General features: G+C 61.5%; 23 protein-coding genes. 21 read left to right on the top strand and 2 right to left on the bottom strand.

All coding sequences use genetic code 11. The annotated features are described in order from the left end of the window. The first annotated feature begins 68 nt into the window (after positions 1-68). Genes F6A13_RS07585 through F6A13_RS07575 form a run of 3 tightly spaced genes read left to right on the top strand, consistent with a single transcriptional unit; the run spans position 69 to position 2,765 of the window. On the top strand, positions 69-1,394 hold the full coding sequence (locus F6A13_RS07585) for a TRZ/ATZ family hydrolase (RefSeq protein ID WP_126605528.1): 1,326 nt from the start codon (positions 69-71) through the stop codon (positions 1,392-1,394). Further along, positions 1,391-2,098: a bifunctional 2-polyprenyl-6-hydroxyphenol methylase/3-demethylubiquinol 3-O-methyltransferase UbiG gene (ubiG, locus tag F6A13_RS07580; RefSeq protein ID WP_126605527.1), complete on the top strand. Its 708-nt coding sequence runs from the start codon at positions 1,391-1,393 to the stop codon at positions 2,096-2,098. The genes F6A13_RS07585 and ubiG overlap by 4 nt, the downstream gene beginning before the upstream one ends. Next, positions 2,091-2,765, top strand: a complete 675-nt coding sequence (locus F6A13_RS07575; RefSeq protein ID WP_126605526.1) for an HAD family hydrolase — start codon at positions 2,091-2,093, stop codon at positions 2,763-2,765. The genes ubiG and F6A13_RS07575 overlap by 8 nt, the downstream gene beginning before the upstream one ends. Here the strand turns inward: F6A13_RS07575 and F6A13_RS07570 are convergent. Beyond that, the gene (locus F6A13_RS07570; RefSeq protein WP_113525664.1) at positions 2,727-3,596 is read right to left on the bottom strand and encodes a DMT family transporter; all 870 of its coding nucleotides are present in this window, start codon (positions 3,594-3,596) and stop codon (positions 2,727-2,729) included. The two genes, F6A13_RS07575 and F6A13_RS07570, sit on opposite strands and share 39 nt — an antisense overlap. Before the next feature lie 221 nt (positions 3,597-3,817). On the opposite strand from F6A13_RS07570, the gene dapC reads away from it, so the two are divergent. From dapC to F6A13_RS07495, 15 genes are all read left to right on the top strand, one after another. Further along, the gene (dapC, locus tag F6A13_RS07565) at positions 3,818-5,035 is read left to right on the top strand and encodes a succinyldiaminopimelate transaminase (protein WP_225982002.1); all 1,218 of its coding nucleotides are present in this window, start codon (positions 3,818-3,820) and stop codon (positions 5,033-5,035) included. A 21-nt stretch (positions 5,036-5,056) separates the two neighbouring features. After that, complete coding sequence (gene dapD, locus F6A13_RS07560) at positions 5,057-5,881, top strand: 2,3,4,5-tetrahydropyridine-2,6-dicarboxylate N-succinyltransferase (RefSeq protein ID WP_113525665.1); 825 nt, start codon at positions 5,057-5,059, stop codon at positions 5,879-5,881. Between the two features lie 11 nt (positions 5,882-5,892). Further along, positions 5,893-7,041 (top strand): succinyl-diaminopimelate desuccinylase, encoded by a 1,149-nt coding sequence (gene dapE / locus F6A13_RS07555; protein ID WP_126605525.1) that lies wholly within the window; start codon positions 5,893-5,895, stop codon positions 7,039-7,041. Continuing rightward, positions 7,031-7,858: an SPOR domain-containing protein gene (locus F6A13_RS07550; RefSeq protein ID WP_113525667.1), complete on the top strand. Its 828-nt coding sequence runs from the start codon at positions 7,031-7,033 to the stop codon at positions 7,856-7,858. Before dapE ends, F6A13_RS07550 begins: the two co-directional genes overlap by 11 nt. Before the next feature lie 11 nt (positions 7,859-7,869). Then, positions 7,870-8,832 carry a sulfotransferase family protein gene (locus F6A13_RS07545; RefSeq protein WP_126605524.1) on the top strand — a complete coding sequence of 321 codons (963 nt, stop codon included), beginning with the start codon at positions 7,870-7,872 and terminating at the stop codon, positions 8,830-8,832. Positions 8,833-8,928: 96 nt separating this feature from the next. Continuing rightward, positions 8,929-11,340 carry a phosphoenolpyruvate synthase gene (gene ppsA / locus F6A13_RS07540; protein WP_113525669.1) on the top strand — a complete coding sequence of 804 codons (2,412 nt, stop codon included), beginning with the start codon at positions 8,929-8,931 and terminating at the stop codon, positions 11,338-11,340. Next, a complete protein-coding gene (gene gpmI / locus F6A13_RS07535; RefSeq protein WP_113525670.1) occupies positions 11,337-12,860 on the top strand; it encodes a 2,3-bisphosphoglycerate-independent phosphoglycerate mutase in 1,524 nt (507 codons plus the stop codon). The genes ppsA and gpmI overlap by 4 nt, the downstream gene beginning before the upstream one ends. A 37-nt stretch (positions 12,861-12,897) precedes the next feature. Continuing rightward, positions 12,898-13,248, top strand: coding sequence for a carboxymuconolactone decarboxylase family protein (locus tag F6A13_RS07530; RefSeq protein ID WP_113525671.1), 351 nt, complete (start codon positions 12,898-12,900; stop codon positions 13,246-13,248). Next, positions 13,241-14,305, top strand: coding sequence for a thiamine pyrophosphate-dependent enzyme (locus F6A13_RS07525; RefSeq protein WP_113525672.1), 1,065 nt, complete (start codon positions 13,241-13,243; stop codon positions 14,303-14,305). The genes F6A13_RS07530 and F6A13_RS07525 overlap by 8 nt, the downstream gene beginning before the upstream one ends. Further along, a complete protein-coding gene (locus F6A13_RS07520; protein ID WP_126605523.1) occupies positions 14,302-15,294 on the top strand; it encodes an alpha-ketoacid dehydrogenase subunit beta in 993 nt (330 codons plus the stop codon). The genes F6A13_RS07525 and F6A13_RS07520 overlap by 4 nt, the downstream gene beginning before the upstream one ends. After that, positions 15,291-16,556 carry a 2-oxo acid dehydrogenase subunit E2 gene (locus tag F6A13_RS07515; protein WP_126605522.1) on the top strand — a complete coding sequence of 422 codons (1,266 nt, stop codon included), beginning with the start codon at positions 15,291-15,293 and terminating at the stop codon, positions 16,554-16,556. The genes F6A13_RS07520 and F6A13_RS07515 overlap by 4 nt, the downstream gene beginning before the upstream one ends. Then, complete coding sequence (locus F6A13_RS07510; protein ID WP_225982001.1) at positions 16,553-17,743, top strand: acetate/propionate family kinase; 1,191 nt, start codon at positions 16,553-16,555, stop codon at positions 17,741-17,743. Before F6A13_RS07515 ends, F6A13_RS07510 begins: the two co-directional genes overlap by 4 nt. Next, positions 17,740-19,239: an MFS transporter gene (locus tag F6A13_RS07505; RefSeq protein ID WP_126605521.1), complete on the top strand. Its 1,500-nt coding sequence runs from the start codon at positions 17,740-17,742 to the stop codon at positions 19,237-19,239. Before F6A13_RS07510 ends, F6A13_RS07505 begins: the two co-directional genes overlap by 4 nt. 24 nt (positions 19,240-19,263) lie before the next feature. Continuing rightward, entirely contained in the window at positions 19,264-20,187 is a 924-nt protein-coding gene (locus F6A13_RS07500) for a bifunctional enoyl-CoA hydratase/phosphate acetyltransferase (protein WP_126605520.1), read from the top strand. Further along, the gene (locus tag F6A13_RS07495) at positions 20,184-21,143 is read left to right on the top strand and encodes a 1-phosphofructokinase family hexose kinase (RefSeq protein WP_113525677.1); all 960 of its coding nucleotides are present in this window, start codon (positions 20,184-20,186) and stop codon (positions 21,141-21,143) included. The genes F6A13_RS07500 and F6A13_RS07495 overlap by 4 nt, the downstream gene beginning before the upstream one ends. A gap of 126 nt (positions 21,144-21,269) precedes the next feature. Here F6A13_RS07495 and F6A13_RS07490 read toward each other — a convergent pair whose 3' ends face one another. Further along, positions 21,270-21,671 (bottom strand): hypothetical protein, encoded by a 402-nt coding sequence (locus F6A13_RS07490; RefSeq protein ID WP_225982000.1) that lies wholly within the window; start codon positions 21,669-21,671, stop codon positions 21,270-21,272. 558 nt (positions 21,672-22,229) lie between these two features. Here F6A13_RS07490 and F6A13_RS07485 point away from each other — a divergent pair. The 3 genes from F6A13_RS07485 to pyk are packed head-to-tail and all read left to right on the top strand — an operon-like array spanning position 22,230 to position 25,964. After that, a complete protein-coding gene (locus F6A13_RS07485) occupies positions 22,230-23,627 on the top strand; it encodes an NAD(P)/FAD-dependent oxidoreductase (RefSeq protein ID WP_126605518.1) in 1,398 nt (465 codons plus the stop codon). Further along, positions 23,620-24,540 carry an aldolase gene (locus F6A13_RS07480; RefSeq protein ID WP_126605517.1) on the top strand — a complete coding sequence of 307 codons (921 nt, stop codon included), beginning with the start codon at positions 23,620-23,622 and terminating at the stop codon, positions 24,538-24,540. Before F6A13_RS07485 ends, F6A13_RS07480 begins: the two co-directional genes overlap by 8 nt. After that, positions 24,537-25,964 carry a pyruvate kinase gene (gene pyk, locus F6A13_RS07475; RefSeq protein ID WP_126605516.1) on the top strand — a complete coding sequence of 476 codons (1,428 nt, stop codon included), beginning with the start codon at positions 24,537-24,539 and terminating at the stop codon, positions 25,962-25,964. Before F6A13_RS07480 ends, pyk begins: the two co-directional genes overlap by 4 nt. The last annotated feature ends 9 nt before the right edge of the window (positions 25,965-25,973 follow it).

Genomic DNA, 25,973 nt, shown 5'->3' with positions numbered 1-25,973 from the left:
CCTGTGCTAATATAATGCCTTCCGTTTCCAGTAGGCAGAGGTCCGGTGTGGGTTTGGAGAAATCGGGAATGCAGTCGGTTGATCAGGTCATTCGCGCGCGTTGGGTAGTACCGGTTCGCCCGTGCATCGTGCTTCACGATCACGCGCTGGCGGTGCAGGATGGGCGTATCATCGCCATCGGTCCCGCCGCAGACATACTCACGCGCTACACCGCGGCCAGCACGACTCACCTCGACCAACATGTCCTGATGCCCGGACTGGTCAATGCCCATACTCATGCGGCCATGACCCTGATGCGCGGACTCGCGGATGACCTTCCGCTGATGACGTGGCTGAACGCACATATCTGGCCTGTGGAAGGTCGTTTTGTCAGCCCCGAATTTGTGGCCATAGGCACCGAACTGGCTGTCGCAGAGATGCTGCGCGGCGGCACCACCACCTTCAATGACATGTATTTCTTCCCGAAAGCCGCGGCGGAAGTCGCCCAGCGCATGGGCATGCGGGCCACCATCGGACATGTCGTCATCGACTTCCCCACGGCTTACGCGGCGAACGCCGACGCCTGTCTGCAATTGGCCGCAGACTTGTTGCCGCGCCTGCGCCGGATGCCGCTCATCCACCAGAGCATTGCGCCGCACGCGCCGTACACGGTGGGCGATGCGGGGCTCTGCGGCGCGCGCGATCTGGCCGCCAGCGAAAAACTGCCCCTGCATATGCACGTCCACGAGACAGCGCATGAAATCGATGAGGCCATCGCCCGAGACGGCATGCGACCGCTGGCGCGGCTGGCCCGACTGGGGCTATTGAATCAGCACTTTCTTGCCGTTCACATGACCCAGTTGAATGAAGAGGACCTGGCGATCAGCCGGAATAGCGGCCTGCGGATAGCCCACTGCCCCGAATCCAATCTGAAGCTGGCCTCGGGAATGGCACCGGTGGCCACCCTGCGCAAACAGGGCACCCCGTTGGCGATCGGCACCGATGGCGCGGCCAGCAACAACGACCTCGACATGCTGGGTGAATTGCGCACCGCAGCCTTGTTGGCGAAAGGCGTGAGCGGGGACCCCACCGCTTTCCCCGCCTGGGAGGCATTGGAGGCTGCAACCCTGGGGGGCGCGGAAGCCATCGGCTGGGGCGGGGAAACGGGCAGTCTGGAACCTGGCAAAGCCGCCGACTGCATCGCCATTGACCTGGATCACCCGGCGACTTATCCAGTGTACGACCCGGTCTCGCAGGTGGTGTATTGTGCGGGCCGCGATCAGGTCAGCCATGTCTGGGTAAACGGTAATCCGCGTGTCGTCGAAGGCCGAGCCGTGGATTGGGACACGCAGGAACTGTTCGCACGCGTCCGGGGCTGGGTAGAGCGCATTCGTGAAAAGGATAGTGACAGATGAATAGTGATCAGGCTGAAGTCAACAAATTCGACGCCCTCTCCGGTCAGTGGTGGGATACCGATGGGCCATTTCGTACTCTGCATGAAATCAACCCGTTGCGCCTGGATTTTATCGCCAGAGGCTGTGGCGGGCTGGCGGCCAAAAAGGTGCTGGACGTGGGTACCGGGGGCGGGCTCCTCGCCGAAGCCATGGCGCGTCAGGGGGCGGAGGTTACCGGGATCGATCTTGCTGGGGACGGCCTGGACATGGCGCGCGCCCATGCGGAAGCCAACCATCTCCACATCGACTACCGGCAGATCGCCGTCGAAGATCTGGCCACGGAAAAACCGGAGTATTACGACGTGGTGACCTGCATGGAAATGCTGGAGCATGTGCCGGATCCTGCCGCCGTCGTGGATGCCTGCGCCCGCATGCTGCGTCCCGGCGGAGATGCCTTTTTTGCCACGCTCAATCGCGGCCCCCAAAGCTATCTGATGGCCATAGTCGGTGCCGAATACCTGCTTGGGCTGCTCCCGCGCGGAACCCACGACTATCGGAAGTTCATCCGGCCCAGCGAGTTACTGGCCATGACCCGCCAAAGTCATCTGCAGACCATGGCCCTCAAGGGCATGCACTTTGATCCGATCCGCCACCGCGCGCGTCTGAGCGATGATGTCAGCGTCAACTACCTGAGTCAGGCGCGCAAAGCAGTCCCGGATGTCTGAACAGGCGGCCGTACTTTTCGATCTCGATGGCACCCTGGTGGATACGGCTCCCGATCTCGGAGCCACAGCCAATCGGATGCGTATCGAACGCGGGTTGCCGGCCATGCCCCTGGAAATGCTCCGCCCGGTCGCTTCCCAGGGCGCCCGCGGCCTTTTGCGGGTGGCTTTTCAGGTGCAGCCGGAGGACCCGGATTTTGCGTCCCTGCGAGCGGAGTTTCTGGAGATTTATGCCGCCCATATCTGCGAACGAAGCACCCTTTTCCCGGGTATGGCAAAAGCACTGATGACCCTGTCGGAGCGCGGCATGGCATGGGGTGTCGTGACCAATAAACCGGGGTTTCTGACCCTGCCTTTGCTGAGCGCGCTCAAACTGCCCGTTGCCCCCGCCGCCATCGTCAGCGGCGATACAACGACGCACGCCAAGCCTGATCCGCTACCGGTCACCCGCGCCCTCGCCGAGATGGGGGCCAGCGCGGCCCGCAGCCTCATGATCGGCGACGATCCGCGCGACATGGCAGCAGGCAGGGGCGCGGGAACCCGCTGCTGGGCAGCGGCCTGGGGCTACTTCGAGGCCGGTAATGACCCGCAGCACTGGGGCGCCGATCAAATCATCCAGCGCAGTGAACAGCTAGAGTTCGCCCTTCTCCATTTCGACGCCCCCGAGTAAAACCGGATGCCCCTGGCTGCGGGTAATCTGCAGAAGCGCCGCAGTCAGTATCAGGGTACCCCCGAACGATTCGAGGAGCGTCGGTGCTTCCCCGGCCAGCCACCAGGCCGATAGTGCACCTACGACGACCTCAAAAGGCATGATCACCGCGGAAACGCTCACCGGCATCCGCGCGACACCGAATTGCACCGCCACCGTCGCCCCGGCAATCCACAGCCAGGAAAAGGCCAGCAGAGAACCATAGTCCGGCAGGGACAGGGCCGGTAACGGCTGAAAAAGCGCAAAAGGCAAGGCAAGCAGCACACAGCCCCACCATACTGCAGTGGCACGATGCACATCGCCGAGTGCCGTGTCCGCACGCAGAATGACATTGCTCAGGGCGAAGGCGAGGCCCGAAGATATGGCAAGCAAGTCATTCATATCGAGGTCCGCAAAAGAAACCCCCCGGCCATTGCTGACCACCAGAGCCGATCCGCCTACCGCCAGCAGCGCCGCAAGGACGCCGCGCCAGCCGATCGCCTCCTTCAAAAAAATCCGTGCGGAAAAAATGGCCCAAACCGGTGAAAGATAAAAGAGCAGCAAAATACGGATGACCTCGCCATGCACCAGCGCCAGCATGAAGGCCACATTGGTCCAGCCACCAAGCAGGAGCAGCCCGACCAGAGTGCGTCCGTGCTGCTGCAGCTCATGACGACGGCGCCAGGACCACAATCCGGCTGGAAGCGCCAGCAATAGGTAAACGATAAAAATCAGCCACGCGCCATGCAGGCCCGCTCCATGAAAATAGCGGAGCGGCCACCAGAGCACGCCCCACAGGCTGGAACCCAGCAGCAGGGCAATGGCGGGAAGGCTCTGGCGGAGCGCAAAGGCTGGCTGGCGGTGCTGGTGAATATCGGTGGTCCCATCTGGAAAAAGGTTATTTCAATCCTGCCGCATTGTCCTGCATAACCCGGCAAAATCCCAGCCCCTTAGCGTCATGCGGAATCCGGCGGTCGCCCCGGGAAAGTTTGGGGCTTGTCATCACCGCCGTCCTTGCCCCAGAATCGCATTCTATGACGACAGATTCCATGAATCCCCTGCTGGAGACCTTGCAGGCCTATCCTTTCGAGCGCTTGCGCACGCTGCTGACAGGAACAACACCGCCAGCAAAGGAGCCCATCGACTTCTCCATCGGTGAACCACGCCACCCGGCGCCAGCCATAGTCAGTGAGGCGATCATCGAGCACCTGCATGGTCTCGCCGAGTATCCCAAGGTGCTGGGCGACCTGCGTTTACGCCGGGCCATCGCGGATTGGTCAACCCGGCGCTTTGCCTTGCCCATTGGTTTTCTGGATCCGGAGCGGCACATCATCTCCGCCAACGGCAGCCGCGAGGCCCTGTTCAGTATCGCACAGGCGGTGCTGCCGCCTTGTCAGGCCTCCAAACCCCTGGTCCTGTTACCCAATCCCTTCTATCAGATCTATGAAGGAGCCGCCCTACTGGCGGGGGCGGAACCCTATTATCTGAACTGCGATGCCAGCGGGCAGCCGAACTTTCTCGCGATAGAGGAATCGGTCTGGGCACGTTGCGCGTTGCTCTACATCAACTCGCCCCATAATCCCACGGGGGCGACCCTGTCACTGGAAACCCTGGGCTGGCTGATCCGCAAAGCCCGGCAACATCGCTTCGTGCTCGCCGCCGATGAGTGCTATAGCGAACTGTATCCTGAAGGACAGGCACCCGCCGGTATTCTGGAAGCGGCGGCAGCGACGGGCAGCCTGGCGCAGGTACTGGCTTTTCACAGTCTCTCCAAGCGCTCCAGCATTCCCGGTGCGCGCAGCGGCTTTGTGGCGGGTGACGCCGATATTCTCAAGGCCTTTGTTCGTTACCGCACCTATCTGGGTGCGGCCACCCCACCCTTCATCCAGGCCGCAGCCGTCGCCGCCTGGCAGGACGAGCAGCACGTGCAGCTTACTCGCGCCGATTATGCCCGCAAATTCGCGGCCGCCCATGACGTTCTCGGTGCGCTATTACCCATCGAGACACCCGCCGGCGGCTTTTATCTCTGGCCGCGGGTCGGCGATGGCGAAGCCTTCGTGCGCGCCCTCTATGGAGCAGAACATGTGCGCTGCCTGCCTGGCGCTTATCTCGCAAGAAATGCCCACGGCGTCCACCCCGGCCAGGATAGGGTCCGCATCGCGCTGGTCGGCAGCCTGGAAGATTGCGTCGAGGGTCTGCAGCGCATACGTCGCTTTATGGAACAGCATCCCCTTTCCACTATTAACAACTAAACCATTAATCAAGGAGTTCGTGTGAGCCAGAATCTTGCCACCATAATCGACGCCGCGTGGGAAAATCGTGCGGAGATTTCCCCCAAGCAGGCCCCCGCAGAGCTTCGGGAAGCCGTGCATCAGACCATCGAAGGACTGGACAAGGGCGTCCTGCGGGTCGCCGAAAAGCGTGATGGCCAATGGATCACCCATCAGTGGATCAAGAAGGCGGTGCTGCTCTCCTTCCGTTTGCAGGATAATGCCCGGATTCCGGGGGGCGAGACCAATTTTTACGACAAGGTGCCGGGCAAGTTTGCCGATTATAACAGCAACGATTTCCGCACCGGCGGTTTTCGGGTGGTGCCGCCGGCCACGGCGCGGCGCGGGGCCTTTATCGGTCGCAACTGCGTGCTGATGCCGTCTTTTGTCAATATCGGCGCCTATGTGGATGAGGGTACCATGGTGGACACCTGGGCGACGGTCGGCTCCTGCGCCCAGATCGGCAAACATGTGCATCTGTCCGGCGGTGTCGGCATCGGTGGCGTGCTGGAGCCCTTACAGGCCAACCCCACCATCATCGAGGACAACTGTTTCATCGGTGCCCGCTCGGAAGTGGTGGAAGGCGTGATCGTTGAAGAGGGCTCGGTCATCTCCATGGGCGTCTTCATCGGCTCCAGCACGCGCATTTATGATCGCGCAAGCGGTGAAATCACCTACGGACGGGTGCCCGCCGGTTCGGTGGTGGTGTCCGGCAGCCTGCCCTCCAAGGACGGCAGCTATAGCCTCTACTGCGCGGTCATCGTCAAGCAGGTGGATGCCAAGACTCTTGGCAAAGTGGGCATCAACGCCATTCTCCGCGATATCTGAGGGAGCGCCCCGTGGGCAAGAGCGCCGTACTGGAACTGGCTGAAGACCTGATTTCCCGCCCTTCGGTGACCCCTGAGGATGCAGGCTGTCAGGATCTGATGATCGCCCGGCTGAAGGCTGTGGGTTTTCGGGTGACGCGTCTGCCTGCCAACGGGGTGGAGAATTTCTGGGCGGAACGGGGTGGCGCCGGTCCACGACTTTGTTTTGCGGGGCACACGGATGTTGTCCCCAGCGGCCCGCTCGCGGAATGGCAAAACGACCCCTTTCAGCCGGTCATCCGCGACGGCATGCTCTATGGGCGTGGTGCTGCCGACATGAAGGGCAGTCTCGCCGCCATGGTGGTCGCCGCAGAGCGTTTTGTCGCCCTGCATCCGGCGCATTCCGGTCGTCTGGCCTTTCTGATCACTTCCGATGAAGAAGGCATCGCCACCCACGGCACCCGCCATGTGGTGGACTGGCTGCGGGAGCATGGGGAGACCATCGACTGGTGCGTGGTCGGCGAGCCCTCCTCCGAAAAGGTACTGGGGGACGTCATCAAAAATGGCCGGCGCGGTTCGCTGAACGGGCGCCTGACGGTACACGGCATACAGGGCCATGTGGCCTACCCTGACAAGGCCGATAATCCCATCCACCGCGCCTTCCGCCCACTCGCGGATCTCGTGGATCACTCCTGGGATGCGGGGAATGATTTTTTCCCGCCTACCCGCCTGCAATTCTCCAATATCCACGCGGGTACCGGGGCCAACAACGTCATCCCCGGCCAGTTGCAGGCGGATTTTAATTTCCGTTTTTCCACGGAGTCCACGCCGGAATCTTTGCAGGCAGGGGTCCACAAAATCCTTGACGCCGCCGCCATGCGCTACGCCATCGACTGGCAATTGTCCGGTCCGCCTTTCTTTACGGCACCGGGTGCCTTGGTAGCTGCTACCCAAAAGGCCTTACAAGCCGTAGCACGGCGCGTGGCCCAACTGTCCACCGGCGGCGGTACCTCGGACGGGCGCTTCATCGCCCAGTTGGGTGGGCAAGTCGTAGAACTCGGACCCGTCAATGCCACCATCCACAAGATCAACGAATGCGTCGCCGTCGCCGATCTGGAACATCTGGCGCAGATCTATACGGAGATCATGGTGTATCTGCTGGAGGCCGCGAATGACCGTTAGTGGCGCACGCCGTACTGTCTTCTATACCATGCTGGGATTGTGGATGCTGGCACTGAGCGGCTGTGCAGGAGTCTCGACATCACCCACTGCCAACAATACGTCGCCGTCCGCCTCTGCGGCCTGCGCCACCCCCGCTCCTGATCTGCACGCCGCTTATAACCGTCCTTATCAGGTTCACGGCCGTATCTATGCGCCGCTGAACAGCTCCGCCGGGTACGCCGTGCGCGGCATGGCCTCCTGGTATGGCTGGGAGTCCGGCTCCACCACCGCTATGGGCACCCCTTTCCGGCCACGCGCCTTCAGTGCCGCCAGCCGGGATCTGCCGCTGCCGACCTGCGCCCGGGTCACCAACCTCAGCAACGGCCGAAGTGTTATCGTGCTGGTCAATGATCGCGGCCCCTTTGTGGATGGCCGCGCGATGGATCTCTCCTACGGAGCGGCCAACGCCCTGGGGATGGCGGGGCAAGGCATCGCCCCAGTGGAGATCGTGGCTCTGGCACCGGTAGCCGCGCCTCCGGCAGGCGCATCCAGGGGCACGGTTACAGCGGCAGCATTGCCCATGGCCCCGGAAATACCGGCGCCACCCCAAACCTTTCTGCAAACCGGGGCGTTCAGCCGGGTCAACAATGCCACCCGTGAACGCAACCGTCTGCTCCATGCCGGCATTCGCGGCGTGCTCATCGTGCCCGGACTGGTGAACGGGCAGCAATACTACAAGGTGCAGATTGGTCCGCTGCCGGGTGGTGTCGCTGCGGTCCAGGTCATCGCCGAACTCAGGCAGATGGGCTTTCATGATTTTTACAGCGTAGAACAGTAAGGAACCGCGAGATGTCCCAACCGGTGTGGCCCAACTTCTATATCATCGGTGCGGTAAAAAGCGGCACGACTTCGCTTTACGCCTACCTGCGGCAACATCCCCAGGTTTTTTTGCCGGCGATGAAGGAACCGCACTTTTTTACCCAGCCCCATCCGTCTCCGGAACAAAGGCATTGGATTCAATATGTGGGCAATATCGAACAGTATCAGCAGCTTTATCGCGGCGCGGAGCGATTCCCGCGGATAGGCGACGCCAGTCCCTCCTATCTCTGGTGCGAAGAAGCGCCGGCGCGTATCCACGCCGTGCAACCGGCTGCACGGATCATCGTCATCCTGCGTGATCCAGTGCAGCGGGCCCATGCCCAGTACCTCATGGACTTCAACGAAGGAGTACTCGACTTACCCTTCGTGGAGGCGTTACAACGCGACTGGACGCGCCCCGACAAGGGCTGGGGGATCTCCCAGCTTTATGTGGAGTTGGGGCACTATACCGCACAGATCATGCGTTACCAGCAGCAATTCGGTGCCGGCCAGGTGCATGTCTGTCTCCTCGAGGACCTCAAGAAAAACCCGTTGGCCGTGCTGGAGGACATCGCCGATTTTCTGGAGATCGACCGCGGACCATTGCGCGACATGGATCTGGAAACCGTCCATAACGTCCATCGCCTGCCGCGGGGAAACTGGGCCCGGCAACTGGCCAGCGGACACATCAGCCGGTATATTGGCGAGCATCTTTTTCCGCGCACCTGGGGTGAATTCGTCTGGCGCAACGTTTTCCTGCGCGAAGGGCGCAAGCCGCCCATGGATGCTGAAGCGCGCAGCTTTCTTCAGGCCATATACACCCCGGAAATAGAGCGCCTGGAGCAGTTGTTGGGCCGCCCGCTGCCGGAATTGCGGATATCCTGGAAATTTTCGGAGCCAGCGGGTCAGTCGCCCTCCACCGCCCGGTCTCCAAAGCCCTCCGCCAACCGCTGACACCCGTCCGCTAGCGCGCCCGCTTGCTGAACCACCCCCCCTCTACTATCTTTAGTCTGGAGTCGGAGATCGGTTTTTACTGCGGAGGAGAGCGTCATGTCTGATCGTTATATTCGGTTTTTCAACGATATCCGCATAGAAGACGTGCCTCTGGTAGGCGGTAAAAATGCCTCTTTGGGGGAAATGTACCGGGAACTGAGTCCCCAGGGGGTGAAGGTTCCCAATGGTTTCGCCATCACCAGCGAAGCCTATCGTTACCTGCTGGATCAGGCTGGCGCCTGGCCGGCGCTCCATGATGCGCTGGACGGCTTGGACCCGGCCAACGTCACCGACCTGGCGCGGCGCGGCGCGCGGGCACGCGAAATTGTCTACGGCGCGCCGCTGCCGGCAGATCTGCAGGCGGAGGTGCTCGCGGGCTACGCCGAACTGCGCAGGGAATATGGCGAAGCGCTGTCCGTAGCCGTTCGTTCTTCTGCCACCGCCGAAGACTTGCCCACCGCCAGTTTCGCTGGTCAGCAGGATACCTACCTCAATATTTCCGGCGAAGCCGCCCTGCTGGACGCCTGCCGCCGCTGCTTTGCGAGCCTGTTTACCGATCGTGCCATTCACTATCGGATCGATCAGGGCTTCGATCACTTCAAGGTCGCCCTGTCCATCGGCATCATGAAAATGGTGCGTTCAGATAAAGCGACCAGCGGGGTGATGTTTTCTCTGGACACCGAAACGGGCTTCCGTGATGTGGTCTTCATCACCGCATCCTGGGGACTGGGTGAAAACGTGGTGCAGGGCGCCGTGGACCCGGACGAATTCTACGTCTTCAAGCCAGCGTTTCTGCGCGGTAAAAAGGCGGTGCTGCGGCGGGTATTGGGCAGCAAGAAAATCAAGATGATCTATACGGAAGGAGATACCCGTCACAGCACCCGCAATATCGCCACCCATCGCAGTGAGCAGGACACATTCTGCCTCAGCGACGCGGATGTGCTGACCCTCGCCGATTACGCCATCAAGGTCGAACAGCATTACAGCCGCAAGATGCAGGAAAGCCGGCCCATGGACATGGAGTGGGCAAAAGATGGCATCGACGGGCAGCTTTACATGGTCCAGGCGCGGCCGGAGACCGTCGCGTCGCAGAAAAAGGGGCAGGTACTGGAAGAGTACATCCTGGATGGTCAGGGCCCTGCCCTGGTACAGGGGCGCGCCATCGGCGGCAAAATCGCATCCGGCCCGGTGCGCATCATCCGGGATGTGAAACATCTGGCGGACTTCAGACCCGGTGAGATTCTGGTGGCGGACATCACCACCCCGGACTGGGAGCCCATCATGAAAGAGGCGGCGGCCATCATCACCAATCGCGGCGGACGCACCTGCCATGCCGCCATCATCGCCCGGGAACTGGGCATTCCCGCTGTCGTCGGCACCGATCTTGCGACCACCACGCTCAAGGATGGTGACAGCGTGACCGTATCCTGTGCCGGTGGCGATGTAGGCAGCGTCTATGCCGGCGCCCTGCCCTTCACGGTCCGCCATACCGATCTCGCCACCCTGCCCCGCCCGCAGACGCAGATCATGATCAATCTCGGCAATCCGGAAATCGCTTTTCAGACGTGCATGCTGCCCAATGACGGTATCGGCCTGGCACGCATGGAGTTCATCATCAACAGCGCCATCAAGGCGCATCCCATGGCGCTGCTGCATCCGGAGAAGGTCGAGGATGCCCATGAACGCACTGCCTTGGCCACGCTGACCCAGGGCTACGCCCAACCCGCCGATTTCTTTGTGGAACGCTTGTCGGAAGGCATCGGCACCATCGCGGCCGCGTTTTATCCAAAGCCGGTGGTCGTGCGTATGTCCGACTTCAAAACCAACGAATATGCCGCACTGTTGGGAGGACGCTGGTTTGAGCCGGAGGAGGATAATCCGATGCTCGGCTTCCGCGGCGCCTCGCGCTACGCGCATCCGGCCTATACCGAGGGATTTCATCTGGAATGCCTGGCCATGAAGCGGGTCCGTGAAGAGATGGGGCTGGATAATGTCATCCTCATGCTGCCCTTTGTGCGCCGGGTGAAGGAAGCGGACGACGTGCTGGCGAAGATGGCGGAGTTCGGCCTGCGCCGCGGCGAAAATGGCTTGCAGGTCTATGCCATGTGCGAAATTCCCAATAATATCATTCTGATCGATCAGTTCGCCCAACGCTTTGACGGTTTTTCCATTGGCAGCAATGACCTGACCCAGCTCACCCTGGGCGTCGACCGCGACTCGGCCATCGTTGCTTACGACTATGATGAACGGGACGACGGCGTCAAGGAGATGATCCGCCTCGCGGTGGAGGGCTGTGCCCGTAACGGCATCCACTCCGGGCTTTGCGGACAAGCCCCTTCGGACTATCCGGAAATGGCTGAGTTTCTGGTGCAAATCGGCATTCAGTCCATGAGCCTGAATCCGGATACGGTGCTGGCGACGACCTTGCATGTGCTCGACGTGGAAAAAAAGCGGAGCGGAGGGGAATGAAGGTCAACCCGGTATTACTGGTGATTTTTGACGGCTTCGGCCTCAACCCTAATCGCGCTTTCAGTGGCTGGGCACTGGCGCACACGCCGCATCTCGATCACTACTTTGCCAGCTTTCCCCATACCGCCCTGCAGGCTTCGGGGCGGGCGGTGGGCCTGCCGGACGGACAATTCGGCAATTCGGAGGTGGGTCACCTCACCCTGGGTTCGGGACGGGTTCTTCTGCAGGATCTGGTGCGCATTTCCGATAGTCTGGAGGACGGCAGTTTTGCACGGATTCCGGCTTGGCAGGATATGCTCAGGGACGCCAAACGCCTACATCTGGTGGGCATGGTCTCCGATGGCGGCGTGCACTCCCATATCGACCATCTGCTGGGCATTTTGCCGCTGACCGTGGCTGCGGGTGTGGAACCGGTGATCCACATGATTACGGACGGCCGAGATACGGCGCCGCAGTGCGCCGATCTCTACGCCCGTCAGGTGGAAGAAACCCTGCATAAGCTGGGCAAGGGCCGCATTGCCACCGTCTGCGGGCGTTATACGGCCATGGACCGTGCCGGCTACTGGGATCGGACGGAAAAGGCCTGGGCCGCCCTGCTGCGCGGCGAAGGACTCACTGCGGACAGTGCTGAGGCGGCCATTCACGGCGCCTGGAAACGCGGTGAGGGAGACGAGTTCATTTCGCCCACCGTCATCGGCAATCCGCAGCAGAACCGCATAGCCGCCGATGAGCCGGTCTTCTTCTTTAACTTCCGTTCGGATCGCATGCGCCAGCTCAGCGCCGCCATCGCCATGCCGGCCTTCACCCACTTCGACCGCTGCGGCGAGTCTGCCCGCCGTGCCCTGTGCATGGCTTCCTACGACGACGAGTACCCGTTTCCGGTATTGTTTCCCCCGGAAATCCCCGTCAATGTCCTGGCCGAAGTGATTAGCGACGCGGGACAGCAACAGTTCCACTGTGCCGAGACCGAGAAATACGCCCATGTGACCTATTTTTTCAACGGCGGACGCGAAGACCCCTTTCCCGGCGAGGATCGCGAGATCATCCCCTCGCCGCAGGTGGCCACCTACGACCTGAAGCCAGAAATGAGCGCCCCTCAGGTGGCGGACCGCATCATTGCGGCACTGGAGAGCGGTAGGTATGCCTTTGTACTGGTAAACTTCGCCAATGGCGACATGGTCGGACATACCGCCAAAATTCCCGCCATCCTGCGCGCGGTGGAAACCCTCGACCTGCAGTTTCACCGGGTGCTGCAGACGGCGCAGCGGCAAGGCTTCAAGGTCATTCTCACCGCCGATCATGGTAACTGCGACGAAATGGTGGACCCGGTGACGGGCGAGCCACACACCCAGCATACGGTGTATCCGGTGCCCATGCTGCTGATTGGCGAACCGGGCGTACATCTGGGTATAGGCCGCGGCACTGCCGACATCGCCCCCACCATCCTGGAGCTCATGGGCCTGCCGCAGCCCAAGGAAATGACGGGACATAGCATCCTCCTCAAAAACCGGCCCGTCTGAAAACACCTTCCTATCAGGAAAAGGAGAAGAACACGTCATGAGTGCCAACGATCGCGTCAACGAAATCGCTCAGCTCACCGAACGCCTCAAAGACAAGTATCCCGCCGAAATCGATGCGTTCCTCGGTTTTATGGGGAAGACCGAGGGTAATCCGGCCCTGGGCAAGGCGCAGAAGGAACTGATCAACGTCGCACTGTCCGTTGCCGCCCAATGTGAATGGTGTATCGCGCTCCATGTCAAAGGCGCCGTAACCGCCGGAGCCACCCGCGATGAAATCATGAGTGCAGGTTTTTTGGCAGTGCTCATGCATGGTGGCCCGGCGCTCATGTATCTGGTGCGCCTGACCGAGGCCGTCGATGCGTTTTTGCCGGAAGAAAGCCATGGATAAGACACAAATGGCGGCCATGCTCCGCGACATGTTGCGCGCGAGGGCCTTTGAAGAGGCGGCGGCCCAGGCCTATGCGCAGGGTCATATCGCTGGTTTCCTGCACCTGTATCCGGGTGAAGAGGCGGTGGCCGTGGGTGTGCTGCATGCGGCCGAGCCGGGCGATTACGTGGTCAGCACCTATCGCGAGCATGTCCATGCCCTGGTGCGCGGGATTCCGGCACGGCAGATCATGGCCGAACTGCACGGCAAAAAAACCGGGATCAGCGGCGGTATGGGCGGGTCCATGCATCTTTTCGATCAGGACCGGCGCTTTCTGGGTGGTTACGCCATCGTCGGCGAAACCTTTCCCATCGCCTTGGGCGCGGGCTACGCCGTGGCCTACCGCAAACTGCCCGAGGCAGTGCTCTGCTTCTTCGGGGATGGCGCGGTGAACCAGGGCACTTTTCATGAGTCCCTGAACATGGCCGCCCTGTGGAAGCTGCCCATTTTCTTCATCTGCGAGAACAACCATTATCAGATCGGCACCGAGATTCACCGGCACTCCGCCATCACCGAGGTCTACAAGCGCGCCTGCGCCTATGGTATCCCCGCGGAAAAGGCGGATGGCATGGACGTCATCGCCGTACATGAAGCCGCAGCGAGGGCGCTGGTGCGTATCCGCGCCGGAGAGGGGCCGCAGTTCCTGGAACTGGAAACCTACCGTTACCGGGGGCACTCCATGGCGGACTCCGGCAGTTATCGCCCGAATGTCGAGCTCAATGCCTATCAGGCCAACGATCCCATCGCGGCGGCAGTCCATGAGGCGGAGTATCCGTATCCCGGTATCGAGGCCGTTGCCGCAGCCAGTGCAAATAGCGTAACCCGCTTTGCCGACCATTGCTGCCAGGAGGGGCACCTCGACGATGCGACGGTCGAGCGTATGCGCCGAGAGGTTCAGGAGGAGGTGGCAGATGCGGTGACTTTTGCCGAACAGAGCGCCGCACCGGATATGGAGGATGCCTGGAAGGCCTTCCGTTCCAACCGCCGTTTCGAAACCCTCATGGAGGTCGCGCGATGAGCGAGATGTTTTACTGGCAGGCGTTGAACCGCGCCATGGATGCCGAGATGGCTGCCGATGAGACCGTGCTGACCCTGGGCGAGGATGTGGGCCTCTATGGGGGCACCTACCGGGTGACCGAGGGCCTCATGGCCAAATACGGCGAATGGCGGGTGCGTGACACCCCCATTTCCGAGAACAGCTTTACCGGCCTCGGGGTGGGCGCGGCGATGCTGGGCTTGCGCCCGGTGGTGGAGATCATGACCATCAACTTCGCCCTCTTCGCCATGGACGCCATCGTCAACATGGCGGCAAAGATTCCTTTCATGTCCGGCGGCCAGTTTCCCATGCCGCTGACCATCCGCATGCCCGGCGGCGTCGCCAAACAGTTAGGTGCCCAGCATTCGCAAAGGCTGGAGCATATGCTGATGAACGTGCCCGGCCTACGCATGGCGGTTCCCGCCACTCCACAGGATGCCTACTGGCAGTTGCGCCAAGCCATCCGCAGCGATGATCCCGTGATTGTTCTGGAGCATGAGTTGCTCTATTTCAGCAAGGGAGGAGTAGACGAAATGATATCGGCACCGCCCATCCATCAGGCGCTGGTACGGCGACAGGGGCGGGATATCACCTGTGTCGCCTACTCGCGGATGCTGCCCCTCGCCCTGCAGGCGGCGGAGGCGCTCGCCGCGGAAGGCATTGAACTCACAGTGATCGACCTGCGCAGCCTTTCACCCATCGATTGGGATACCTGCATCGCGGCAGTGGAGCAAACCCACCGCTGCCTGATCGTCGAGGAGGACTGCCGCTTTGCCGGAGCCGGGGCGGAGCTCGCCGCCACCCTGCAGGAGCACTGTTTTTATCTGCTGGATGCCCCCATCCGGCGGGTGGCGGGGATGGACATCCCCACCCCCTTCAATGGCACACTGGAGGCCGCTAGTATCCCGCAGGCAGATGACATAGTACAGGCGGCCCGGCAGATGATGGCACGAAATGGAGCAGTACGATGAAAACCGAAATCACCATGCCGGTATTGTCCGACACCATGCAGACCGGTCGCCTGACGCGCTGGAACAAGTCGGTGGGTGACGCGGTAAAAAAAGGCGAGGCCGTTGCCGAGGTCGAGACCGACAAGGCGATTCTGGACGTGGAAGCCTTTTCCGATGGCTATCTCACCGGCCCTCTGGCCGCAGTGGATACGGATATCCCGGTGCGGCAGGTGATCGGTTACATCGCCGACGCGCCGGAAGCGGCACAGACGGATACGGGCTCGGCCGAAACCGCCACTCCAGGTACACCGCCCGCCCCGCCTTCGGTTCCACCCGGAGCGGTTGCAGAGAAAAAGACCACACCACCGGATAAACTGCCACCAGCCATCTCTACGGCCGCTGCAACACCAGCAGATTCCGGTTTCCTGGAGAAGCCCGCTCCGCTCCCCCAGCCGCACGTCGTTGCAGCGCAAACCCCCAGTGTCCATGGTTTACCGGCTTCTCCCTATGCCCGCGCCCTGGCCCGGGACCTAGAACTCGACATCCTCCAGGTCAAAGCGGGCCCCGATGGCACCATTCACGCTGCCCAGGTGCTGGCCGCAGCCCTCGCACCTCAGGATGCCGATCTGCGTATGGGACCGCCTTATACCATCGAACGTCCCAACATCCTGCGCGCCGCCGTCGCTCGCAACATGTCAGCCACGCTGAATACGCCCGCTTTCCTCATCAGCAGTCGCTTCGCCTTGGCGCCCCTGCATGCCGCCGCCAAGGCGGCCGGACTGAGCCTGACCCTTGCTCTGAGCCGTGCCTGCGCCCTGACCGTCGCGGAAGATCCCTGGTTTAACCACGCCTGGACCCAGGAGGGGCTGGCCAAGCGTAGTCGGGTGGATATGGGTGTCGCCGTAGACACCGGGAACGGGCTGATTACCCCCGTGCTGCGCGACGCGGCCAAACGGCCGCTCAAGGAACTCGCAGAGGACTGGCGTATTCTGCTGGGCAAAGTCAAAAAAGGCAGGATTTATCCGGAAGACTACCAGGGTGCGAGTTTTTATCTCTCCAATCTTGGGGTTTTCCCGCAAATAGAACGATTCAATGCCATCGTGCCGGTGGGCGCCTCCGCCATCCTTGCCGTTGCGGCGGCGGGTAGTGACGGACTGACCGACTTCACTCTGAGTTGCGATCACCGGGTGATTTTCGGCGCGGATGCCGCGCGCTTCCTGCAACGCCTGGGCAAGCGGATGGAGGATCCGTCCTGGCTGGCCGGTGGCGAGGGACAACCGTGAGCGTGGCGGCAATACGCCATATTCTCTGCGTCAACAGCGGTTCGTCCTCCATCAAATTCGCCGTTTTTGCGCTGGGCGCTGCAGGAGAAGAGAAGCTCGCGGAGGGCGCCGCGGAACGCATCGGGCAGAGCATCGGACGCTTGTGGCTGCAACGGGGACAAGATCCGATCATCGACCGGCAACTGGTCCTTTCCCATCACCAGGATGCCCTGGAAGCGGTTTTCGCAGCCCTGACCGAGGCGCAATACGCAACGCCGGACGGTGTTGGCCATCGCATCGTCTCCGGTGGACCCCATCATCAGGCGCACTGCCTGGTGGATACCCAGGTGCTCGGTGACCTGCGCGCCTCTCTGCGCTTTGCCCCACTGCACCTGCCCGCAGAAATCGCCGCCATCGAGGCCGTACAGGCGGTGTGGCCCGGGATTCCGCAGGCCGCCTGCTTCGATACGGCCTTTCACCAGAGCATCCCGGAAGTGGCCGCACGCCTGCCTCTGCCGCGCAATCTCTGGCATGAAGGTGTCCGTAAGTACGGCTTTCACGGCCTCTCTTACGAATATATCGTCAGCCGACTCCCCAATCACGCCACCGGCAAGACCATCATCGCTCACCTGGGCAACGGCGCCAGCATGGCGGCGGTGCATAACGGCCAGTGCCGCGACACCACCATGGGTCTCACCCCCACGGGGGGGCTGGTGATGGGCACGCGGAGCGGCGATCTCGACCCCGGCGTTCTGCTCTATCTCATTGAAGAAAAAGGCTATAATGCCGCACAACTGGAGCGGCTCCTCAACCATTTGTCCGGGTTGCTGGGCATCTCGGCCTGCAGCGGCGACATGCAGACCCTGCTTGGGCTGCGCAACGACGATGCCCACGCGGCGCAGGCCATCGAGATTTTCGCCTATAGTGCGCGCAAGGCCATCGGGGGACTGATGGCGGTGCTGGGCGGACTGGACCGCCTCGTCTTTACGGGGGGCATCGGCGAACACGCCGCCGCGATCCGCTGGGCCATCTGCCGCCCCCTGACGGGACTTGGCCTGGAGATCGATCCGGTCGCCAACGAAGGCCCCGAACCGCGCATATCAGTGGCCCATAGTCCAGTGGAAATTCTCGTCATACCCACCAATGAAGACCTGATGATCGCCCGGCATTGCCACCGGCTTCTGCCCGCACAGGAGCAGCATCGTTGAAATCCGGCAAAACGCGCCACCGCCAGACGCAGCATGCACTTCCACACCCGGTACACCCAGACCACGCCAGCATGACCCGGATACTCGACGAAAGTCCTCTGCTACCCATTCATTACCGCATCTGGGCATTATCCACCGGCGGCACCCTGCTCAGCGGCGTCTCCATGTTTCTGCTGGGTGTGACCTTACCACTCATCATCCCCATTTTTGCCATGCCCGCCACCAGTATCGGCCTCGCGGCCGCCATGCTCATGGGTGGCACGGTGGTAGGCGCACTGATCGGTGGGCATCTGGCTGATCGCCTGGGGCGCAAGCCGATCATGATCATGGATATGATCCTGCTCATGATCGCCACCCTGCTGACCGCTCTCGCCCCGGACGCCAGGATACTCATCGGTGCCGAATTACTGGTCGGTGTGGGTATCGGTATGGATTTCCCGGTGGGCAGCAGTTATCTGGCGGAGTTCATGCCCCAGGGACGGCGCGGACGCATGATGGCGGCCTCCATTGCCGTGCAATCCATCGGCATGCTGGCGGGTGCCGGTTTTGCTCTGGTTCTTTTGCAAGGCGCTCATCCCGGGGACAACACCTGGCGCTGGTTGCTGGCCGCGGAAGCGCTGCTGGTGCTCCCTTACCTACTGGGCCGCCTCACCCTGCCCGAAAGCGCGCGTTGGTGTATGGGACGCGGTCATAATGCCGAAGCCGCGCGCATCCTTGAACGCATCGCGCCCCGACAGAAAGCGATGCTCGCCGCCATGGCCCAGCGTCTGGGTAAAAAAATCCACCATGTGGCCAAGACCCGTCCCGGCCGACACATGGGCTTTTGGACCCTGTTCTCGCCGGAATATCGGCGCCGCACCCTTCTGGTAACCTTGCCCTGGTTTTTCATGGATGTGGCCACCTATGGTGTCGGCCTGTTCACCACCATCCTGCTCGGCACCATGCGCAATAGCGAAAACGTCGGTATCATCAATGGTGTCGGCAGAGGCCTTGCCAATGCCTTGGACAGCGGCAAGGTGGATATCTTCCTCCTCCTCGGTTCGCTACTCTCCCTCTGGATGGTACCCTGGCTGGGACGGATTCATATGCAGATGATCGGATTTGGCGGCATGACGCTGGGGATGGGGCTGCTCTATGTTGCGACGGAGCTGGCAGGAGGCACCGCTGCGCATCCGCAGCTCATTCTGAGCGGCTTCATGGTGTTTAATCTGTTCATGACCGCGGGTCCCAACGCGACGACCTTCATCCTGCCAACGGAAATGTATCCCACCCAGGTGCGCGCCTTCAGCGCCGGGTTCGCTGCCGCCGTAGCCAAGATCGGCGCCACCATCAGCGTCTTTCTGCTGCCGGTGATTCAGTCTGCGCTGGGCGTTACCGTGATCCTGCTGCTGATGGGCACGGTCAGCCTGTTGGGTCTGGTGCTCACTTACCACTTCCGGGTGCAGGGCCGCGGCCTGACGCTGGAAGAACACCACGGACCGGCCCTGCCCCAATGAAGCATCGCGAGAAGGAGATCAGACATGCCCTATGCCCATTTTGACGCGTTGCTGGCCGATGTCGCGCCCCTGGACGACATCCCCGTAGCGGTAGTGGATGCCGCCGAGGAGCATGTATTGCGCGGCGCCTGCGAAGCCAAGAGTCAGAGCATCATCGAACCCATCCTCATCGGCGACGCACAACAGATTCGCAGTCTGCTGCTCAAAATGGGGCACGATTCCGGCAGTTGCCCAAACTTCCATATCATTCACGCCGACAGCGCGGAAGCTGCGGCGAAAAAAGGTGTCGAAATGGTGCTTGCCGGAGAGGCCAAGGCACTGATGAAAGGACACCTGCATAGCGACGCCTTCCTCCACCCCATTCTCGCCAAACTACGCACGGATCGCCGTCTTTCCCATGTCTTTGTTGCGGATATCCAGACGTACCCGAAACTCCTGCTCATCACCGATGCCGCCATCAATATCGCGCCCGACCTCGGCACCAAGGCAGCTATCCTGCAAAATGCCATCGATCTGGCGCACATTCTGGAGGTCGCCCAACCCAAAGCCGCCATCCTCTCCGCGGTGGAAGTGGTCAACCCCGCCATCGTCTCAACAGTGGATGCCGCCTGTCTCTCGAAAATGGCAGAACGCGGGCAGATCACCGGCGCACTGGTGGACGGCCCCCTCGCCTTCGACAACGCCATCTCCAAAGAGTCGGCGGAGATCAAGGGGATACGGAGTACCGTGGCCGGAGATGCCGATATTCTGCTGGTGCCCGATCTGGTGTCCGGCAATATCCTCGCCAAGGACCTGGAATATCTGGCCGGCGCGACTCTGGCGGGGATCGTGATGGGGGCCAAGGTACCGGTCATCCTCACCTCCCGTGCCGACCCTGCCCGTGCCCGTCTGGTTTCCGCCGCCCTGGCCGCCCTCGTCCATTATCGCCGGCTGGAGACCTCGTCATGACCGAAATCAGCACCCGCTCCCCTTCCATCGCCACCCTCACCCTCAACCCGGCCGTAGACATCGCCTACGAAGTGCCGCACCTGATCCCGGACCAGAAAAGCCATGCCACATCCACCCGTTACGATCCCGGCGGTAACGGCATCAATGTCGCCCGCGCCCTCAAGGAGCTGCTGGTCTACGCCCATAGTTGCTGTGTCGTGGCCGGCAATATCGGCGAATTGCTACAGAAACTGCTGCGGCATCAACTGGATGATCCGCATTGCGTGCATGTGGAGGGGGAAACCCGCGTCAACGCCACCATTTTGCAGGGTGACCCCGCCACCCAGTTTGAAATCACCGGCATCGGGCCGCGGGTTTCAGAACCTATCCTCGCCGAAGTCCGGGAAACCTTTCTGGGCCTGTGCAAAGACGGTTTTGCGGTACTCACCGGCTCCATCCCCCCTGGCGTGGATGATGATTTCTATGGAGACATGGTCGATCGTGTCCGCGCCGGAGGCGGACAATCCATTGTCGATGCCCATGGCGCCCTCCTGCAACACGCCCTTCCCCATCACCCCTTCCTGATCAAGCCCAACCGCTATGAGCTGTCCCTCCTGCGTCGGCGCGAGCTCCCCACGCTGGAGGATGTGGCGAAGGAGGCGCGCGCCATACAGCGGGAAGGGGTGCAATATGTCTGCGTATCCCTGGGGGGCGACGGAGCACTGCTGGCCGGACCCGATGGCAGCTACTTTGCCAAGGCACCCCCCATTCAGGTGAAGTCGACGGTCGGCTCTGGCGACTCCATGGTCGCTGGCCTTGTCGCCGCGCTGGCCCACGGCCAAAGTCCGGCAGAGGCCCTGCGCCTCGCCGTCGCCTGCGGCAGCGGCACGGCTGCCCGGCCGGGCACCGAGATATTCTCCCATAATGATCTGGACGAACTGCTACAGACAACGGAAGCGCGTGTGCTCGACATCTGAGGGTACCCCAAAAAAAAGCCCTCGCGAGGAGGGCCAAAGGGAGGTATGGGAGATAAATCATTCATCCTGCGAATCAAGTAGGGGTGATTGGCGCGCACCCTCCCGGCGCATCAGGAGAACGGGCCTTTAGCAATGCCCGTTGTCGTTATCGCCACCGTTCATATTCTCTTCCGCTTCGACGCGCCACCAGGCCCCGATTCCGGACGCCGTCTTGGCCACCGCCTTGTTGGGATAGCAGGTCACCGGGTCCCTTTTGGCCAGTGCAGACCTTTGGTACCAGTAGGTCGCACGGACCCAGTCGGGCTTTTCGATATGCCCCAATTTCAAGCCGGGGTCATAGAGCGTCCCCAGATAATATCCGGCAGTCCTGTTTCCGCTGTCGGCCTGGTGCTGTAGTTGCCGCAAGGCCGCAGGAGAATCTTCTGCCTGGTTTCTGAGGTTCAGCAGGGTCCCTCCGGCCCAGGACAGGACCGGAACCGTGAGACCGAGTGCCAACAGGATCGATGCTGTAAACTTGCCTTTGTACATAACGTGCTCCTTTTCCAAAAAAGGTTCCAAAAAGGTTTTCGCCAGCATGTTCGCGTCCCGGCCGGGAGTTCAGTAACGAGCGAGGGGAACCCTCCCTTGTCGCTCTAGTAAGTGGGAAATTTTCCCACCGATAATATGTAAGCAGTATTCGTGCCATAATCAATAAGCGCTGATAAGAATTTGGATTTTCCGGTTTTATGCTGGGCTTGGCCGGGATGATCAAGGAGATCCCCCCGAAAGTTTGTCGCTATAGCACGACAACCATCCTAAGGAAACATAACAATATATTATAGCAAACAATAGGTTATTATTGTGGCCAATTGTCTACACTAATCTACCTAGCATGACATCAGTTCTGCTGAAACCGCTCAGCCCTCCTTGGGCGCTACAAGATTATCCGCCGCAGCATGCCCGGAAGACGACTCACCACGTTCCCAGGAGCACTCAAAATCCCCGACTGTTCTATACTGATGGACGAAGGCGACCAGGGAGGTCCGGATGGCGAACCTGTGCCGGCCGCAGTACCCCTTTCCAACCGCAACCGACGAGGAGTAACAGATGGCTGAGATAGTAACGGATATCCTGATTGTTGGCGGCGGCCCCGCCGGCATGATGACGGGTATCACCGCCGCCCAGTTCTCGCCGCACAAGAAAGTGCTGGTGATCCGCCCGGAGACGGATGCGGTGATTCCCTGCGGTATCCCCTACATTTTTGGCACTCTGGGCGGCACCGACGAGGATATGGCCGGGCGCGCGCCTCTGCTGGCGGCCGGCGGACGGCTTCAGATCGGGGCGGCCCAACAGATAGATCGCGTCGCACACACGGCCACCCTGGCCAATGGCGATGTCATTCGCTGGGAACGTCTGGTGCTGGCCACTGGCGCCGAGAACTTCATCCCACCTATTCCCGGCACCGGTCTGGAAGGGGTCTTCAGTATCCGTAAAGATTACGACTATCTGGACACGCTCTTCAGTACTCTCATCCCGCAGATAAAAAAACTGGCCATTATCGGTGGTGGCTTCATCGGAGTGGAGTTTGCCGACGAAATCCGTAAACGCGGCATCGAAGTGCACATCGTCGAAATGCTGCCGCACCTGATGCAGGCGGCCTTTGACCCGGATGCCTGCGCGGCGGTGGAGAAGCAGTTGCGGGCCCATGGGGTTCATATCCATACTGGAGCCAGGGTAGAGGCGCTGCTGCCCGATTCCGGCGGCAAGCGCGTCGGACAAATACAGATCGCCGGACAGGAGGCGCTGACGGTGGACGCGGTGCTCATCGCCATCGGTACCCGCCCCCAGGTCGCCCTGGCCAGGGATATGGGCCTGACCCTCAGTCGTTCCGGCGGGATCTGGGTCGACGCCTTCCAGCGTTCCCGCGAAGATCCCAATATATTTGCCGTTGGGGATTGCGCCCATAAGCAGGATTTTTTCACCCGCAAGGCCAATCACGCCATGATCGCCTCCCAGGCTGCGGCCGAGGGGCGGATTGCCGGTATGAACCTCTATGGCTTGCGTCAACTCCGTTACAACGCCGGATCGGTGAGCATCTACGCCAGCGAAATCGATGGTCTGGCCTTCGGCGTCGCGGGGCTTACCCAGCGTCAGGCCGAACTGGAAGGCTTCCCCATTCTGGTCGGCGAAACCCGTCTGCCTGATCATCACCCCGCCTCGATGCCCAACACCACGGAGATTTACTGCCGGATCATCTTCGCCGCCGACTCCCTGCAGATTCTTGGCGGCCAAATTCTCGGCGGCGCCACCACCGGCGAACTGGTCAACACCATCGGCCTGGCCATTCAGATGCATGCCTCCGCACCCGATCTCGCCAGTATGCAATTCGGCAGCCAGCCCCGCCTGACACCCTCCCTGCACCCCTTGGTAGCTGCTGCGGGCGACGCCCTGCGGCGCCATTACGAACCACTTCATCCCTGCGTTACAGGAGATCCTCATGCCTAAAATCGCCCAAGCACCACTCGGCATGTCCGCCGAAAGCACTCACCGCTGGACGGAAAACTATCGTCTCGCCACCCAGGACAGCGGACGCCTGTTTCTGATGGCGGGCGATCAGAAGGTCGAACATCTCAACGATGATTTTATCGGGGGTCACGTGGCGACGGACGATTCCGACCCGGAACATCTGTTCCGCATCGCCAGTGAAGCGCCCGTAGGCTGCTTTGCCGCACAGATGGGCCTCATTGCCCGCTATGGCATGGATTACCGCGACACGCCCTACTTGCTCAAGCTCAACAGCAAGACCCACCTGATCAAAACGGCGCAACGCGATCCGATCAGCCTGCAGTGGCAGAGCATGGCGCAGATTCATGATTTTGTGCGCCATTCCGGTCTTCGGGTGGTTGGGGTGGGTTACACCATTTACCCTGGCTCCGAGTTCGAGCCGACCATGCTCAGCGAAGCCGCACGCATCATTCAGGATGCCCATGCCATGGGATTGCTGGCCGTCATCTGGGCCTATCCGCGCGGCAAGGCAGTAGGTGAACGCGAGCAGGACCCGCATCTCATTGCCGGTGCCACGGGTCTGGCGGCCTGTCTCGGGGCGGATTTCGTCAAGATCAACCCACCACTCGACGCGGCGGGTGCCATGGACGGCACGCTCTTGGGTGAAGCCGTCGCCGCTGCCGGGCGCACCCAGGTCGTCTGCGCGGGGGGGGCCGAAACCGATGCGCCGGAGTTTCTGCAACGCCTCTACGAACAGATTCATGTGGGTGGCACGCAAGGCTGCGCCACCGGCCGGAATGTCCATCAGCGCAGTCAGCCCGACGCGGTCAACTTCTGCAAGGCCATCCACGCCATTGTCGTCCGCAATCAGGGCGTCGATGAGGCTGTCAAGCTGCTGAATCCCAACGCATGATGAAACTACCGGCGCAGCGCAGCAAAATCGTCTGTACCATCGGCCCAGCGTCCGATGCACCGAAAACACTGGAGCAGATGGTCCGCGCCGGTATGAACGTGGCGCGCCTGAACCTCGCTCATGGCACGCCGGATGAACACCGCGCCCGCATTGTCCGTATCCGGGCAGCGGCGGAAAGGGCGGGACAGCGGGTAGCCATCCTCGCCGATCTGCCCGGCCCGAAAATCCGCATTGGCACCTTGCCTGCTCCGGTCACCCTCAAGCGCGGCAGCCGGGTACTCCTCGCCCCCGATGCACCCGGAACCCCGGAGCAGATTCCCCTGGATCTGCCCCGCCTTCCTCATCCTCTGGTCAAGGGGGACACGATATTTCTGAATGACGGCTTCATCGAGTTGCGGGTGGAGCAGCATGATCATGCCGGTATCCATTGCCGGGTGGTGGTGGGCGGCGTGCTCCTCTCCCATAAGGGCGTGAATCTGCCCGGGGTGACACTGGAAGGCGGTGCCCTCACCCCCGCCGACCGCGAGTTGCTGGCCTTCGCGCTGGAGGCCGGCGTCGACGCGCTAAGTGTCTCTTTCGTGGAAACGCCGGAGGATTTGCATGCCGCCCGCCGGGAGGCGCAGGCCTTGGGTTATGAGCCCTTTCTAATCGCCAAAATCGAAAGGGCCCGGGCCTGGAAACACATGGATGCCATCATCGCCGCCGCCGATGGCATCATGGTAGCGCGCGGTGACCTTGGTGTGGAAGTGCCCATCGGGCAGATCGCGCTGATTCAGAAACGCCTCATCCGCAAGGCCCGTGCGGCAGGCAAGCCGGTCATCACCGCCACCCAGATGCTGGAATCCATGGTGCACAATCGTCGCCCCACCCGCGCGGAGGTCACTGACGTCGCCAACGCCATCCTCGACGGTACCGACTGTGTCATGCTCTCCGAAGAATCCGCCATGGGCGATTTCCCCGTCGAAGCGGTCAAAATGCTGGCCGAAATCGCCCGCATCACCGAAAAATCCCGATCCGAGCTGAGCCCGCTCAGTGCAGATACCCTGCACGACGCGCCCAGTGTGGAATCGGTCATCGCCTGGGATGTACGCACCGCCGCCGAGCATTTGAATCCATTGTTTATCGTCACCCCCACCGAAACGGGCACCACCGCGGCCCGCATCGCACGCTTCCGGCTGGTCCCCTGGATACTGGCGATCAGCCCGCAGGACCGCACTTGCCAGCGCCTGTGCTTTCATTACGGCGTGCATGCGGTAGCCATGCCCAGCCCCGACCAGGGCTGGGAACAGGCCGTCCGCCGCTGGCTGGTGACCCACGGCGTCGAGAAGGGCCTCATTCTCCTTACCCAGGGTCCAAGCAGGGGCCACCCCGGTGGTACCAACCGACTGGAAATCATCCGCCTGGAACAACCCGCCATCCAATGACAGGAGCAT

The sequence above is a fragment of the Acidithiobacillus sp. 'AMD consortium' genome (assembly GCF_008926505.1).
Taxonomy (GTDB): Bacteria; Pseudomonadota; Gammaproteobacteria; order Acidithiobacillales; family Acidithiobacillaceae; genus Acidithiobacillus; species Acidithiobacillus ferridurans.
The sequence above is the reverse complement of the archived record's forward strand: the minus strand, read 5'-3'. Positions and strand labels throughout refer to the sequence as shown.

Coding starts and splice junctions, on each gene's coding strand:
- F6A13_RS07575 (WP_126605526.1), top strand. CDS start 2,091: ATGTCTGAACAGGCGGCCGTACTTTTCGATCTCGATGGCACCCTGGTG.
- F6A13_RS07495 (WP_113525677.1), top strand. CDS start 20,184: ATGACCGAAATCAGCACCCGCTCCCCTTCCATCGCCACCCTCACCCTC.
- F6A13_RS07530 (WP_113525671.1), top strand. CDS start 12,898: ATGAGTGCCAACGATCGCGTCAACGAAATCGCTCAGCTCACCGAACGC.
- ubiG (WP_126605527.1), top strand. CDS start 1,391: ATGAATAGTGATCAGGCTGAAGTCAACAAATTCGACGCCCTCTCCGGT.
- F6A13_RS07545 (WP_126605524.1), top strand. CDS start 7,870: ATGTCCCAACCGGTGTGGCCCAACTTCTATATCATCGGTGCGGTAAAA.
- gpmI (WP_113525670.1), top strand. CDS start 11,337: ATGAAGGTCAACCCGGTATTACTGGTGATTTTTGACGGCTTCGGCCTC.
- F6A13_RS07585 (WP_126605528.1), top strand. CDS start 69: ATGCAGTCGGTTGATCAGGTCATTCGCGCGCGTTGGGTAGTACCGGTT.
- F6A13_RS07525 (WP_113525672.1), top strand. CDS start 13,241: ATGGATAAGACACAAATGGCGGCCATGCTCCGCGACATGTTGCGCGCG.
- F6A13_RS07520 (WP_126605523.1), top strand. CDS start 14,302: ATGAGCGAGATGTTTTACTGGCAGGCGTTGAACCGCGCCATGGATGCC.
- ppsA (WP_113525669.1), top strand. CDS start 8,929: ATGTCTGATCGTTATATTCGGTTTTTCAACGATATCCGCATAGAAGAC.
- pyk (WP_126605516.1), top strand. CDS start 24,537: ATGATGAAACTACCGGCGCAGCGCAGCAAAATCGTCTGTACCATCGGC.
- F6A13_RS07480 (WP_126605517.1), top strand. CDS start 23,620: ATGCCTAAAATCGCCCAAGCACCACTCGGCATGTCCGCCGAAAGCACT.
- F6A13_RS07500 (WP_126605520.1), top strand. CDS start 19,264: ATGCCCTATGCCCATTTTGACGCGTTGCTGGCCGATGTCGCGCCCCTG.
- dapC (WP_225982002.1), top strand. CDS start 3,818: ATGACGACAGATTCCATGAATCCCCTGCTGGAGACCTTGCAGGCCTAT.
- F6A13_RS07485 (WP_126605518.1), top strand. CDS start 22,230: ATGGCTGAGATAGTAACGGATATCCTGATTGTTGGCGGCGGCCCCGCC.
- F6A13_RS07550 (WP_113525667.1), top strand. CDS start 7,031: ATGACCGTTAGTGGCGCACGCCGTACTGTCTTCTATACCATGCTGGGA.
- F6A13_RS07490 (WP_225982000.1), bottom strand. CDS start 21,671: ATGTACAAAGGCAAGTTTACAGCATCGATCCTGTTGGCACTCGGTCTC.
- F6A13_RS07515 (WP_126605522.1), top strand. CDS start 15,291: ATGAAAACCGAAATCACCATGCCGGTATTGTCCGACACCATGCAGACC.